The organism is Paraburkholderia lebeckiae, assembly GCF_014201005.1.
GTDB lineage: Bacteria > Pseudomonadota > Gammaproteobacteria > Burkholderiales > Burkholderiaceae > Paraburkholderia > Paraburkholderia tuberum.
On record NZ_JACHDK010000002.1, the window covers coordinates 469,925 to 483,163 of the forward strand.

A 13,239-nucleotide genomic window follows, 5' to 3' on the forward strand; every position below is an offset into this window, starting at 1 on the left:
CTCATCCGCTCACGCCGCCGGCCGCCGGTAAATCCGTATCAGCAGTCCCGCGACGAACACCGCCGCCACCACATAGATCGTATCGGCTGCCGCGAGCGGCAGCAGCCGCGCCTGCGTCATTGCCGCAGGCACGTCGATCAGCGCGTGCACCCCGATCGCGAGCGGCAGGATGCCGCGCGAGCCGGCCCGCACGCCGCGCCACATCAGCACCGACAAGCCAATCTGGAACACCAGCGCCGCGACGCGTTCGAGCGCGAAAATACCGGCCAGTTGCGGCGTCAGGCTCGCGAGAATCAGATGCACGCGCATCACCGCTTCGGCCGGCAGATTGCCGAGGTAATCGCCGAGCCGGCCACGGTTTTCGAGGACCGCGAACACGAGCCACTGGAACTGCACGAACACGCCGACCATCCATGCTTCCGCGCCGCCGTGGCCGAGGCCGTAGCTGAGCGCGGCGCCATCGTCGGCGCGCAATGCGGCGGTGCGCGTGTCGGCGGTCATGCTGGCGGCGGGGCTCGCGCCCGCGCTTGCGTCGACGCCGGCGGGCGCGTCGACGTTCGCCTTTTTCCGCACCGCCGGCCGCGCCGCCGCGCGCTTCATGAGCAGCCGCATGCCGAAGAACCGCCCCACTTCCTCGCAAACGCCCGCGGCCAGCGCACCATAGACGACGAACGCGAGCGGCTGCGAAAGGAACGCCGCGGTCGTCTCGTTGCCGCGCAACAGATAGTCGTGCAGCGCACGCTCGATGACCATCGCGAACAGCGCGAACACCGCGACGCCGGCGATCGCGTCGCGCGGCCGAAGCGCGAGCGGACGGCGCAATTGTCGGTAAATCAGAAACGGTAAAGCGGCGATGACGAGCGTGGCGAGCGCGAGGCTCGCGAGGGTAAGCGGTGGCACGACCATGAGTATCCTTGCGGGGTTCCTTGCAATCTCCGGCGCGCAACTGCTGCGCGCCGCAGCCCGCATCATCGCAGATTGGCCGGAAATCAGCGTGCGGTCGACGCACGCACGATCAACTCGCCGGGCAACAGGCAGTCGCGCGCGCCCATCTGCGCGCCTTCGATGCGCTCGTGCAGGAATTCGACCGCGCGATAGCCGATGTCGTAGGTCGGCTGGCGGATCGTCGTGATGCCGGCGAGCTCGGCCCAATCCGGATCGTCGATGGAAAGCAGCGCGACGCGGCTCTGCCAGTGCGCGCCGTAACGCGCGTTCAGATGCAGCGCGAGACGCAACGCGACCGGTGCGTTGGCCGCGAACAGCGCGATGCGTGGGGAGGCGCCGGCAGGCTCGGCACCGGCCCCGCCCGGCGAGTCGATCGCATGATCCAGCTCCGCGAGACCGCGCTCGAGCGCAGTTGCATCGGCGAGATCGAGCACCAGCGTACGACCGCGCGCGCGGCCATCGTCGCGCATCGCCCGATCGAATGCTTCGACGCGCAACTGTCGCGAGCTGACCTGCTCGAACGGCTGCACGACGAACCAGACGTGCTCGAAGCCCCGTTCGAGCAGATGACGCGTACCGAGCGCGGCGGCCGCGCCATTGTCGAGACCGACCATGTCGGCGACCAGCCCCTCCACGCGCCGATCGACCAGCACCGCCGGAATCCCGCCGTCGCCGACCGGCCGCAACGTCTCCTCGCGCACGCCTAGCGCGTTGACGATCACACCTTCCACGCGATACGTGGTCAGCAGTTGCAGGTAACGCCGCTCCATCTCGACTTCGTTCGCCGCGTGGCAAATCAGCGGCATCAAGCCGAGCGCGTGGCACGCGGCCTCGACGCCTTGCAGCACTTCGACGGAGTACGGATTGGTCAGGTCGGCGACCAGCATGCCGATCAGCCGGTTGCGGCCGCGCTTCAGGCCGCGCGCCATCTGGTTCGGCTGATAGTCGAGCCGCGCGATCGCGGCTTCGATGCGCGCGCGCAGCTCGGGCGACAGCGCGCTGAACTCGCCGTTCAGATAGCGCGAGATGCTGGTCTTGCCGGTGCCGGCCTCGCGCGCGACATCGGTGATCGTCGCGCGGCGCGTCGGCGCGCTCGGGGGACCAGGCGGCATGCTGGGCGGGGTCGTGCTCATTCGCTCATCGCTCGTGTCGGTCCGAGGGCGGGAGCTTGCGCGCCGCCCTGCGATTCACTTCGCCAGGACTTCACGGTTGACGATGTTGGTCGTCAATGTGCCGTCGAGCGCGGCGACCAGGTTCTCCGCCGCGTTGAGCGCCATCGCATGACGGGTCTCGTGCGTCGCCGAGCCGATATGCGGCAGCGCGACCACGTTCGGCATCGCGAGCAACGGCGAGTCGGCAGGCAACGGTTCGGTGTCGAACACGTCGAGGCCCGCGCCGTGAATCGTGCCGTTGCGCAGCGCCTCGATCAGCGCCGGTTCGTCGACGGTCGCGCCGCGTGAAGCGTTGATCAGGATCGCGCTCTTCTTCATCGCGCGCAGTTCGGCGGCGCCGATCAGATGCCGCGTCTCTCGCGTGAGCGGCACCTGCAGACAGACGAAATCGGACTGCGCGAGCAATTCAGCCAGCTCGACGCGCCGCGCGCCATACGCGTGCTCCGCTTGGTGGTTCGCGCTGCGGTTCGTATACAGCACCTTCATGTTGAAGCCGAGCGCCGCGCGTCGCGCGACCGCGCCGCCGATGCGTCCAAGCCCGACGATGCCGATCGTCTTGCCCTGCACGTCGAGCCCGAACTGCGCGGGCCCGATGCTCGTGCGCCACTGCCCCGCCTTGACCCAGTCGGCCAGCTCGACGACGCGCCGCGCGCACGCGAGGATCATCGAGAACACGGTATCGGCGGTCGATTCGGTCAGCACGTCCGGCGTGTGCGCGAGCACGATGCCGCGGCGCGTGAGGTCGTCGACGTCGAACTGGTCGTAGCCGACCGAGATCGTCGACAGCGCCTTCAGCCGGCTTGCGCCTTCGAGCATCGCCGGCGTGATCTGCACGCTCGCGCCGATGCCACCGTCGGCATCGCGCAGCGCGGCGACGAACGTATCATGCTGTGACGGATCGACCTGCACGACCTGCGCATGCTGTTGCAGATAGGCGAGCACATCCTCGGGCAGCGACTTCCAGGCGACGATCTTGTTCATCAGCTAATTTTCCTTGCGACGGTGGGACGAGCGGAGCCACGTTGTTCGGCGGCGGCCGGCTTGACGGCGAGCGTGAGGATCACCGCGGCGACGAGCGCCACGCTCATGAATGCATACGATGCCGCGGGCGAACCGGTCGCGCCGTTCAGATAGCCGACCACGTACGAGCCGACGAACGAACCGAGCGCGCCCATGCTGTTGATCAGCGCCATCGCGCCGCCCGCGACGTTCTTCGGCAGCAGCTCCGGTACGATCGCGAAGAACGGTCCATACGGCGCGTACATCGCGGCGCCCGCGATCACGAGCAGCGCATACGAAACCCAGAAATGCGCGGAGCCGAGCCCGTACGACGCCGCGAACGCAATCGCACCGATCAGCAGGAACGGCCACACGAACACCTTGCGGCGGTTGAGTTTATCCGATGCCCACGAAGCTGCAAGCATCGCGATCGTCGCGGCCAGATACGGCAGCGCCGACAGCCAGCCGGTTTCCACCATGCCGAACGACGAGCCGTTCTTCAGGATCGACGGCAGCCACAGCACGAAGCCGTACACGCCGATGCTCCAGCAGAAATACTGCGCGCACAGCTTGATGACCGCGGGCGTGCGAAACGCCTCGCTGTAGTTGCGCACCGGCTTGATCGCGGCCTGCTCGGCGCGCAGCGTCTGCGCGAGCGCGTCCTTTTCCTCTTGCGTGAGCCACGACACCTGCTCGGGCTTGTCCTTGACGAGGAACCACCAGCAGATCGCCCAGATGATCGCGGGCGCGCCCTCGGCGATGAACATCTGCCGCCAGCCGAACGAATGCACGAGATAGCCCGACACGACCGACATCCACAGCACCGTGACAGGATTGCCGAGGATCAGGAACGTGTTCGCGCGCGAGCGCTCGCTCTTCGTGAACCAGTTGCTGATGAAGATCAGCATCGCCGGCATTACCGCGGCTTCGACGACGCCGAGCAGGAAGCGGATCGCCATCAGCGACGGAATGTTGCTGACCATGCCGGTCAACGCCGCGCAGCCGCCCCACAGAACGAGGCTCCAGAACACGAGCTTCTTCACGCTGCGGCGCTCGGCATAGATCGCACCCGGAATCTGGAAGAAGAAATAGCCGAGGAAGAACAGCGCGCCGATCAGCGACGCGAGCCCCTTGCTGATGCCGAGATCCTGGTTGATGCCGGCCGCCGACGCGAAACCGAAATTCGCGCGATCCAGATACGCGAGGCTGTAGGTGATGAACACGATCGGCATGATCGTCCACCAGCGGCGAATCGCAAGCGATGAGGTCATGGAAGTCTCCTTGGACGGCGTCGTCCCGAATCAATGATGAAAAAATCTGGGCGCGCTGTGGGCGCTCTTGTTGTCGTCGATGCTGGTTGTGGATACAGCGCTATCGATGCGGTCCGATCCGCCTCAGGCCGCGCTTGCGATGTCCGGTACCTCGGCCAGCTCCAGCGCGTCGAGTTCGGCGCGGCTCGGCAAACCTTCCGAATCGCCGATCACCTGGATCGCGAGCGCGCCGATCCGATTGGCGCGCGCGACTGCCTGCGCGAGCGTGCGGCCTTCGAGCAGCGCGCTGATCACGCCGACCGCGAAACCATCGCCCGCGCCGACCGTATCGACGACGTTCGCGACCGGCCGGCCGGCGATCGTCGCGGCATCGGTCGCGGTGCGGTAATACGCGCCCTGCGCGCCGAGCTTGACGATCACGCCGCGCGCGCCGCGCTCGAGATAGAACTTCGCGATGTCGTCCGGCTGCGTGTGGCCGGTCAGAATCTCGCCCTCGCCGATGCCGGGCAGCACCCAGTCGGCGAGCGCGGCGAGCGCGTTCAAGCCTTCGACCATCGCCGCGCGCGAGGGCCACAGCGCCGGACGCAGGTTCGGGTCGAACGAGATCGTCCTGCCTGCAGCGCGCATTTCGCGGGCCAGGTGGAATGCGAGTTCGCGCGAGCTTGCCGAGATCGCCGGGGCGACGCCGGTCAGATGCAGATGACGCGCGGGCAGCACGTAATCGGCGACGTAGTCGTCGAGCGACAGATGGCTCGCCGCCGAGCCCCTGCGGAAGTATTCGACCGCCGGGTCGCTGCCGTCGTCGCTCTTCGACTTCAGCTGGAAGCCGGTCGGATGGCGCGCGTCGGTGCTCACGCATTGCTGGTCGATGCCCTCTTTCGTCAGCGTGGCGCGCACGTACCGGCCGAACGAATCGTCGCCGACGCGGCTCATCCAGCCCACCCTGAAGCCGAGTCGGGACAAGCCGATCGCGACGTTCAGATCCGCGCCGGCGATGCGCTTCGTGAAGTGCCCGACGCCCGCGAGCGGGCCGGCTTCGGCGGCGACGAACATCGCCATCGCTTCGCCGTAGGTGATCACGTCGAGGGCGGGGTAAGGGTGGGTCATGCCGGGCTCCTGGTGGTGCTTCTGATGCGGTGATTCGTGTTGCGTGGAATGCGTTCTTTGCTGCTTCGGTTGCTGCTTCGGTTGCTGCCTCGTCTGCTCCATACGGCTTCGACCGAGGCGCTTCGTGATGCCGCGTCGTGCGTCTACACGCGCGCAAGCCAGCTCACATAACGCGCGGCATCCGCGTCGATCCGGCTCGGATCGAACGGAAACTCGATGCCGCGCGGCACATCGCGCGGCAGCCGGTCGAGGAGCGCGAGGAATGGCGCGTCATCCTCGGCCGGCGCGCTCGCAAAGCGCCGCACCCCCTCGCCCGTGGTGGTCTTGCAATGGATGTACTCGACGTACGGCGCGAGCTGCGGCGCGATGTGTAGCGGCGCGACGTCGAGCCACGCCCAGTTGCCGGTATCGAACGTCATGCCGAGCACGCCCGCGTGGCCTTCACGCGCGAGCGCATCGAACAGCCCGACGAACTGGGCGGGCGAGCCGCCCTGCGCCAGTTGCCCGTTTTCGACGACGAGCCGTGGCTGCACACCGCCCGTGGTGCCCGAGCCGCCCGCGACGTGCGCGACGATGGCCGCGCCGTGGGCCTCGCCCGCGAAGCCGCCGAGTTGCAGCTTGACGAAGCGCGCGCCGAGCGCGGCCGCCTGATCGAGCGCGACACGCAGTGCGTCGGTATCGAGCTGGCCGTGCGCCGCGTACAACGATGCCGGCGTCGAGAACACCGACCACAGCCCGAGATCGGCCAACGCCGCGCCGAACGCGCGCAGCCGTTGCGGGTCCGCGTCCGCGTCGCTCGCGAATAGCTCCCGGCGCACTTCGAAACCCGCCGCGCCGGCGCGCTTTGCCGCCTGCGCCCATTTCAGATGGCCGTCGGCGCGCACGGCGTTCACACCGAACGCGCTGGCGACGACCACGATCTGCACTGCATCAGCCATGTCCAACTCACTCGATCCTGACGCGAAACCGCTTTTGGAACCGGTTCCAACTAAATTTTGAAAAAAAGCGCCGAGGCGCTGCGATGTGCGAATGGTGCTCGGGACAGCCATCGCGCACCATAGAGGAAATCCCCAGGCGCGGCCGGCATACGGCGAGCGTAAAGCGAAGCGCGCCGGCCACGGCAGCGCCCCGCGCGGGTTCGGATTCTCGACCCCATACGCTGCCAGCGCGGAAGTCAGCCGGCCTCGTCCGCGACGCACATCGCCAGAAACTGCTCGACCACCCGCGACGGCGCGCTCGCATGCGGCACCAGAATCGACAGCCGCCGCGTCAGCGGCTGCGGGCTCAGCGACATGAGCCGCAGCGCACCGTCCTCATGCCGCATCGACATCGCCGACACGAAACCGACACCCATCCCCGCCCGCACCGCCTCCTTCACCCCTTCGACCCCCGCGATTTCTAGCGCCACGCGCATCGGCACGCCCGCGCGCGCGAACTCGCGCTCGACCGTCTGCCGCACGCCCGAGCCTTCCTCGCGCAGCACCAGCGGATACGCGCCGAACGCGGTCAGCTCGATGCGCCCGCCGTGTTCCGCCTGCGCGAGCGGATGCGAGCGCGGCATGATCGCGACGATCTCGTCCTCGCGCCACGCATGGACGACCGTGTCCGGCGGCAGATCTGCGCCGGCGGGACCCTCGATCATCGCGATGTCGACCGAGCCGAGCGCGCCGACGATCTCGGCCGTGTTGCCGTTGGCGGTATGCACGGTCACGTGCGGATAGCGGCGATGGAATTCGGCGATCAGGTACGGCAGCAGGTAGCTCGCCGGCGTCGTGCTCGCGCCGATCCGCAAGGTGCCCTGTTCGAGACCGCGCAGCGCGTCGCGATAGGCATGCGCCTGCCGCCAGGTGTCGCGCAGCCGCGCCGCATAGGCGGCGAGCTGCTCGCCAGCTGGCGTCAGTCGCACCCCGCGGCCGTCGCGCTGATACAGCGGCTCGCCGAACTCGTCCTGCAATTGCCTCAGCTGGCCGGAGACCGCCGGCTGCGACAGATGCAGCGCCACTGCCGCCCGGCTGATGTTGCGATGCTCAGCGACGGCAGCGAATGTTATAAGTTGATCCGGGGTCATCTCGATTAAATATCCGTTGAGCCGATACTTCACATTCTAAATCACGATTTTTCATATCGATATATCTAATTTAGGATTAGCCCCATTGCTGCCCATGCAGTCCCACGCAAGTCCGTTACGAAGCCACCGATCATGTCCACGCCCACCGCCCGGCTCGCCGCCGCCTCCCCCGCGCTGTCCACCCGCGGCCAGCTCAACGGCGTACTGTTCGTCGCGCTGTTCGCCGCCGCGGTCACGCGCATCGCGGCGATTCCGGCGATTGCCGGCCTTGGCCTGAGTCCGCTGATCGTCGGCATCGTCGCGGGGGCGATCTACGGCAACGCGCTGCGCGACAGCATGCCGGTCAGTTGGGCGGCCGGCGTGAATTTCTCGGCGCGCAAGCTGCTGCGCATCGCGGTCGCGTTCTTCGGCTTGCGTGTGAGCCTGCAGGAAATCGCCCAGGTCGGCCTGCCGGGTCTCGCGGAGTCGGTGCTGATCGTCGTCAGCACGCTCGTGATCGGCACCTGGGCCGGCATGAAAATCATGAAGCTCGATCGCGACACCGCGCTCCTGACGGCGGCCGGCAGCGCGATCTGCGGCGCGGCCGCGGTGCTCGCGTTCGAATCGACGCTGCAATCGAAGCCGCACAAGAGCGCGATGGCGGTCGGCAGCGTCGTGCTGTTCGGCACGCTGTCGATGTTCCTCTACCCGGTGCTGTTCAACGCAGGCTGGCTGCATCTCGACACGGTCGGCGCCGGCCTGTTCTTCGGCGGCACGATTCACGAGGTCGCGCAAGTGGTCGGCGCGGCGAGCAACGTGAGCCCCGAAGCGACGCACATCGCGACGATCGTCAAGATGACCCGCGTGATGCTGCTCGTGCCGGTATTGCTGGTGGTCGGCCTGTGGGTGAACCGCGCGACGCGCAGCGCGAAGGATGGCGGCACGGACGGCGCCGCCCCGCGCAAGCTGGCGATCCCCTGGTTCGCACTCGGCTTCCTCGCCTGCGTGGCGATCAACTCGCTGCATGTGCTGCCGGAAAGCGCCACCTCGACGCTGAACCTGTTCGACACCTTCGCGCTGACGATGGCGATGACCGCACTCGGCATGGAAACGCGCTTCTCGCAGATTCGCGAAGCGGGTCCGCGCGCGCTGACGACCGGCCTGATTCTGTATGTATGGCTGATCGTCGGCGGACTCGGCATCACATGGACCGTCCAGCACCTGTTCCGCTGAGCCGTCGCCGGCTTCCCCGCCTTCGCCGATACCCCGCCGCGCGCGGGGTTTTGCGCTTTCTGGCGCCCCATCCGGGCCGATCACACGGCATACTCGTTGCTGCGAACTTTGCTCCCACAACCCGCCTATGCACACGGTCCGATGGCAGCGGTGAAACTGCCTTCCCGCGATGCGTCCCGGCGACCGGAATGAGGATCGATCGATGAGCCTGGAACTGTACTACTGGGATGGCCTGCAAGGCCGCGGCGAATTCGTGCGGCTCGCGCTGGAGGAAGCCGGCGTCGACTATGTCGAAGTCGCGCGCGGCAAACCTTCGAAGGGCCTTGGCACCGAGGCGATGATGGCCGTGATGGACAGCCCCGACGAACCGTATCCGCCGTTCGCGCCGCCGTTTCTGAAAGACGGCGATCTGGTGATCGCGCAGACCGCCAACATCCTGTTCTATCTCGGCCCGCGGCTCAAGCTCGCGCCGGAGGTGGACAGCCTGCGCTACGTCGCGAACGGCCTGCAGCTGACGATCGCCGACGTCGTCACCGAAGCGCACGACACCCACCATCCACTCGCGAGCGGCCTCTACTACGAGGAGCAGAAAGACGCGGCGAAGGTGCGCGCGCACGATTTCATCGACCATCGGATTCCGAAGTTCATGTCGTACTTCGAGCGCGTGCTCGCGCAGAATCCGGCCGGCGACAGCTTCATGGTCGGCGACACGCTGACCTATGTGGACCTGTCGATGTTCCAGCTGATCGACGGTCTGCTGTACGCGTTTCCGCGCGCGCTGAAACGCTTCGGCGAGCACTATCCGCGGCTCGCCGCGCTGCACGACATGGTGATCGCCAGACCGAACATCGCCGCGTATCTGGACTCGGACCGGCGCATCGACCATAACGAAAGCTGCATCTTCCGGCACTATCCTGAACTCGACAAGGCGGCGACTTGAACCGCGCCGCCGGCCCCCGCCCGCTCGTCGCCGCGCGCCCGCCATTCGAGGCGGGCGCGCTGTTGTCATGGCCCGGCTTTTCCAACCTCCCATCACGCCCTGTATCGTCGACGTGCTTTCATTCCTGCTGAAGCTGCGCACCCGCGCCCAACGCCTGTTCCGCCTCTCCGAAGCCCACACGATGCTGGTCTGGTCGGTCGTGGTCGGCATTGCCGGCGCGTTCGCGACCGTCGCGTTTCGCTGGTGCATCGAACTGCTGCAACTGGCGATGACCGGTCGCTCCGGCAGCTTCGTCGAAACGGCGCGCAGTCTGCCGTGGACCACGCGCATCTGGGTGCCGGCCGCGGGCGGTCTCGTCGCCGGCGTGTTTCTGCTGATCGCGCAGCGTTATGCCGACAGAAACACACACAGCGACTACATGGAAGCGGTCGCGATCGGCGACGGCGCCGTGCCGGTGCGCCTGAGCCTGTGGCGCAGCGTGTCGTCGCTGTTTACGATCGCGAGCGGCGGCTCGATCGGCCGTGAAGGTCCGATGGTGCAGCTCGCGGCGCTCGCCTCGTCGCTGATCGGCCGCTGGGTCCACTTCGATCCGCCGCGGCTGCGCCTGCTCGTCGCGTGCGGCGCGGCGGCCGGTATCACGTCCGCGTACAGCGCGCCGATCGCGGGCGCGTTTTTCGTCACCGAAATCGTGCTCGGCTCGATCGCGATGGAAAGCTTCGGACCGGTGCTGGTCGCGGCGGTCGTCGCGAACATCACGATGCGCGAGTTCGCCGGCTACAAGCCGCCCTACGAGATGCCGGAGTTTCCGACCGTGACCGGTCCCGAGGTGCTGCTGTTCGTCGCGCTCGGCGCGCTGTGCGGCGCGGCCGCGCCGCAGTTTCTGCGGCTGCTCGACGCATCGAAGGCGGCCTTTCGCAAGCTGCCGATGGCGTTGCCGGTGCGGCTCGCGCTCGGCGGTCTCGGGGTCGGCATCATTTCGGTCGCGGAGCCCGAGGTGTGGGGCAACGGCTACAGCGTCGTGAACTCGATCCTGCATTCGCCGTGGACATGGTCCGCGCTCCTGCTGGTGCTCGTCTGCAAGCTCGCTGCGACCGCGGCGACGGCCGGCTCCGGCGCGGTGGGCGGCGTGTTCACGCCGACGCTGTTCGTCGGCGCGGCGGTCGGCTCGCTGTTCGGCCAGGGCATGCACGCGTTGTGGCCGCATGCGACGTCGGCCGCTTACGCGTATGCAATGGTCGGCATGGGCGCATTCCTCGCGGGCGCGACCCAGGCGCCGCTGATGGCGATCCTGATGATCTTCGAGATGACGTTGAGCTATCAGGTCGTGCTGCCGCTGATGCTGTCGTGCGTGGTCGCGTATTTCATCGCGCGCGCGATCGGCAAGACCTCGATGTACGAGATCACGCTGCGCCGCAATCGCGAGGAGCAGGAGCGCTCGAGATTGCGCGCGACGCAGATGCGCGAGCTGATCCGCCCCGCGCAGACCGTCGTGCCGCCGAACGCGACCGTGCACGACATGACGCGCGTGTTCCTCGAGTATCCAGTCAAGTATCTGTATGTCGCGAACGACTCGGGCGCGTTTCTCGGCGTGGTCGCGCTGAAGGACATCACGTCCGATCTGCTCGACCGGCGCGACACGTCGATGAAAACCGCCGCCGATTATCTGCAACCGCATTTCGACGTGCTGACGCCGGACATGTCGCTCGCCGTCGCGTTACAGCACTTCATGGCGTTTCAGGGCGAGCGGCTGCCGGTGATCGAAAGCACCGCGCACCCGAAGCTCACCGGCGTCGTCTACAAGACCTCGCTGCTCGACGCGTACTTCCGCATGAATCCGTCGCGCTAGAGTCTTCGCCGAAGCTTCGCGGGGCGCGATGCAAAGCGCCGCGGATTCTCTACAATGGACAGACCGCCGGCCCTTCACGCGGCCGGCACGCGTGAGCCCAGCTTGGGCGCAGCGACAGCGCCCGCCGTATCGTCGGAGCGAAGATGAGCGAACCGTCCCCCGAGGCCGTACGCCGCGATCAGGCTGGCTGGATTTTCGTGCATATCGAAGGCGAGCCGTACGATCGCGGCGAGCAGCACGGCCAGTTGCTCGCCGACGAAATCAGAAACGCGATCCGCACCGCGCGCTATCTCGCCAAATGGGACACCGGCGAGGAGTTCGACACCTTCGTCAATGCCGCGACGAGCCAGTTCGCGAGCAAGCTCGACACCGAATTCGCCGATGAAATCCATGGCATCGCCGACGGTGCGAAGCTGCCGTTCGCCGAAGTGCTCGCGTGGAACGGCTACATGGATCTGCTGCAAAGCTGGTGGCCGACGCACGCCGCGCAGGCGCAGCCGCATCTGGGCGCGAAACTGTGGCGCGGCCGGCGGGGTCACCACTGCAGCGCGTTCATCGCGACCGGCAACGCGACGCGCGACGGCCGTATCGTGATGGCGCACAACTCGTGGGACCGCTACGCGGCCGGCGACGCGTTCAACGTCGTGTTCGACATCGTGCCCGACCGTGGCAACCGCATCCTGATGCAGGGCCTGCCGGGCTGCATCTCGAGCCTGACCGATTTCTGGGTCACGGCGGCCGGCCTGATGATCACCGAAACGACGATCTCGAACTTCGCGGGCTACAACGCGGCCGGTGCGCCCGAGTTCTATCGCTCGCGGCGCGCGTCGCAATATGCGAACAGCATCAAGGAATGGTGCGACATGTTCTCGCTCGCGAACAACGGCGGCTACGCGAACAGTTGGCTGCTCGGCGACACGAAGACCGGCGAGATCGCGCGTTACGAACTCGGGCTGCACTATGCGGGCTTCGAGACCACCAAAGACGGTTTCTACAGCGGCTACAACACCGCGACGGATCTGAAGATCCGCAACCAGGAATGCATCGGCGAAGGCGAGGACTATACCGACGTGCGCAAGAACGGCGCGCGGCGTCTGCGTTTCATGCAGCTCGAGGAACTGCATCGCGGCAGCATCGACGTCGAGCTCGCGAAGCAGATGATCGCCGATCATCACGACGTCTATCTCGATCGCAACGACAACCCGTGCTCGCGCACGATCTGCGGGCATCTGGAGCTCGACGACGCGCGCTTCGGCGGCACCGATCACGGGCCGTTCAATCCGTGGGGCGCGAACGACGGCAAGGTGGTCGACAGCGAAATGGCCCGCGAGATGGCCTTCACCGCGCGCTGGGGGCATCCGTGCGGCCGGCCGTTCGACGCGCAGGCGTTCATGAAGCGGCATCCGCAGTGGAACTGGCTGAACGGCTATATGCGCGACCGGCCGTCGTGGCCGTGGACACGCTTCGACGTGCTGCGCTAGCGCATGGCGGACGCGCGCGCCTGTTCGTGCGATGATGGAATTTACAAGACGGTTTGTCGCAAATGTGCGCGCGTTGCAGTATTTGCCATCTAAGATGGTAAGGAGCCTGGGCCGCGCAGCGCCATGCCGTCCTCGACTTGCACCGTCCTCTCGACGCGGGACGGCACAGGGTTTGCTCGATTGTCAGCGCCGCATGAG

11 protein-coding genes are annotated in these 13,239 nt (G+C 67.0%); 4 read left to right on the forward strand and 7 right to left on the reverse strand.

Annotation, left to right across the window (positions count from 1 at the left end):
* Positions 1 to 9 precede the first annotated feature (9 nt).
* From HDG39_RS05420 to HDG39_RS05450, 7 genes are all read right to left on the reverse strand, one after another.
* Positions 10 to 906, reverse strand: a complete 897-nt coding sequence (locus HDG39_RS05420) for a YhfC family intramembrane metalloprotease (RefSeq protein WP_184003871.1) — start codon at positions 904 to 906, stop codon at positions 10 to 12.
* Positions 907 to 989: 83 nt separating this feature from the next.
* Complete coding sequence (locus HDG39_RS05425) at positions 990 to 2,078, reverse strand: LacI family DNA-binding transcriptional regulator (protein WP_184003873.1); 1,089 nt, start codon at positions 2,076 to 2,078, stop codon at positions 990 to 992.
* Between the two features lie 54 nt (positions 2,079 to 2,132).
* On the reverse strand, positions 2,133 to 3,098 hold the full coding sequence (locus HDG39_RS05430; RefSeq protein ID WP_184003875.1) for a 2-hydroxyacid dehydrogenase: 966 nt from the start codon (positions 3,096 to 3,098) through the stop codon (positions 2,133 to 2,135).
* The gene (locus HDG39_RS05435; protein ID WP_184003877.1) at positions 3,098 to 4,387 is read right to left on the reverse strand and encodes an MFS transporter; all 1,290 of its coding nucleotides are present in this window, start codon (positions 4,385 to 4,387) and stop codon (positions 3,098 to 3,100) included. Before HDG39_RS05435 ends, HDG39_RS05430 begins: the two co-directional genes overlap by 1 nt.
* Before the next feature lie 123 nt (positions 4,388 to 4,510).
* Positions 4,511 to 5,494: a sugar kinase gene (locus HDG39_RS05440; RefSeq protein ID WP_184003879.1), complete on the reverse strand. Its 984-nt coding sequence runs from the start codon at positions 5,492 to 5,494 to the stop codon at positions 4,511 to 4,513.
* A gap of 143 nt (positions 5,495 to 5,637) precedes the next feature.
* Entirely contained in the window at positions 5,638 to 6,432 is a 795-nt protein-coding gene (locus HDG39_RS05445) for a sugar phosphate isomerase/epimerase family protein (RefSeq protein ID WP_184003881.1), read from the reverse strand.
* Positions 6,433 to 6,668: 236 nt separating this feature from the next.
* The gene (locus HDG39_RS05450; RefSeq protein ID WP_184003883.1) at positions 6,669 to 7,562 is read right to left on the reverse strand and encodes a LysR family transcriptional regulator; all 894 of its coding nucleotides are present in this window, start codon (positions 7,560 to 7,562) and stop codon (positions 6,669 to 6,671) included.
* 132 nt (positions 7,563 to 7,694) lie between these two features.
* Here HDG39_RS05450 and HDG39_RS05455 point away from each other — a divergent pair, with 132 nt between their 5' ends.
* From HDG39_RS05455 to HDG39_RS05470, 4 genes are all read left to right on the forward strand, one after another.
* Entirely contained in the window at positions 7,695 to 8,774 is a 1,080-nt protein-coding gene (locus HDG39_RS05455; RefSeq protein ID WP_184003885.1) for a YeiH family protein, read from the forward strand.
* A 202-nt stretch (positions 8,775 to 8,976) separates the two neighbouring features.
* A complete protein-coding gene (locus HDG39_RS05460; protein WP_184003887.1) occupies positions 8,977 to 9,714 on the forward strand; it encodes a glutathione S-transferase in 738 nt (245 codons plus the stop codon).
* A 112-nt stretch (positions 9,715 to 9,826) separates the two neighbouring features.
* Positions 9,827 to 11,560 carry a ClcB-like voltage-gated chloride channel protein gene (locus HDG39_RS05465; RefSeq protein WP_184004198.1) on the forward strand — a complete coding sequence of 578 codons (1,734 nt, stop codon included), beginning with the start codon at positions 9,827 to 9,829 and terminating at the stop codon, positions 11,558 to 11,560.
* 143 nt (positions 11,561 to 11,703) lie between these two features.
* Positions 11,704 to 13,041 carry a C45 family autoproteolytic acyltransferase/hydrolase gene (locus tag HDG39_RS05470; protein WP_184003889.1) on the forward strand — a complete coding sequence of 446 codons (1,338 nt, stop codon included), beginning with the start codon at positions 11,704 to 11,706 and terminating at the stop codon, positions 13,039 to 13,041.
* The last annotated feature ends 198 nt before the right edge of the window (positions 13,042 to 13,239 follow it).

Coding starts and splice junctions, on each gene's coding strand:
- HDG39_RS05420 (WP_184003871.1), bottom strand. CDS start 906: ATGGTCGTGCCACCGCTTACCCTCGCGAGCCTCGCGCTCGCCACGCTC.
- HDG39_RS05425 (WP_184003873.1), bottom strand. CDS start 2,078: ATGAGCACGACCCCGCCCAGCATGCCGCCTGGTCCCCCGAGCGCGCCG.
- HDG39_RS05430 (WP_184003875.1), bottom strand. CDS start 3,098: ATGAACAAGATCGTCGCCTGGAAGTCGCTGCCCGAGGATGTGCTCGCC.
- HDG39_RS05435 (WP_184003877.1), bottom strand. CDS start 4,387: ATGACCTCATCGCTTGCGATTCGCCGCTGGTGGACGATCATGCCGATC.
- HDG39_RS05440 (WP_184003879.1), bottom strand. CDS start 5,494: ATGACCCACCCTTACCCCGCCCTCGACGTGATCACCTACGGCGAAGCG.
- HDG39_RS05445 (WP_184003881.1), bottom strand. CDS start 6,432: ATGGCTGATGCAGTGCAGATCGTGGTCGTCGCCAGCGCGTTCGGTGTG.
- HDG39_RS05450 (WP_184003883.1), bottom strand. CDS start 7,562: ATGACCCCGGATCAACTTATAACATTCGCTGCCGTCGCTGAGCATCGC.
- HDG39_RS05455 (WP_184003885.1), top strand. CDS start 7,695: ATGTCCACGCCCACCGCCCGGCTCGCCGCCGCCTCCCCCGCGCTGTCC.
- HDG39_RS05460 (WP_184003887.1), top strand. CDS start 8,977: ATGAGCCTGGAACTGTACTACTGGGATGGCCTGCAAGGCCGCGGCGAA.
- HDG39_RS05470 (WP_184003889.1), top strand. CDS start 11,704: ATGAGCGAACCGTCCCCCGAGGCCGTACGCCGCGATCAGGCTGGCTGG.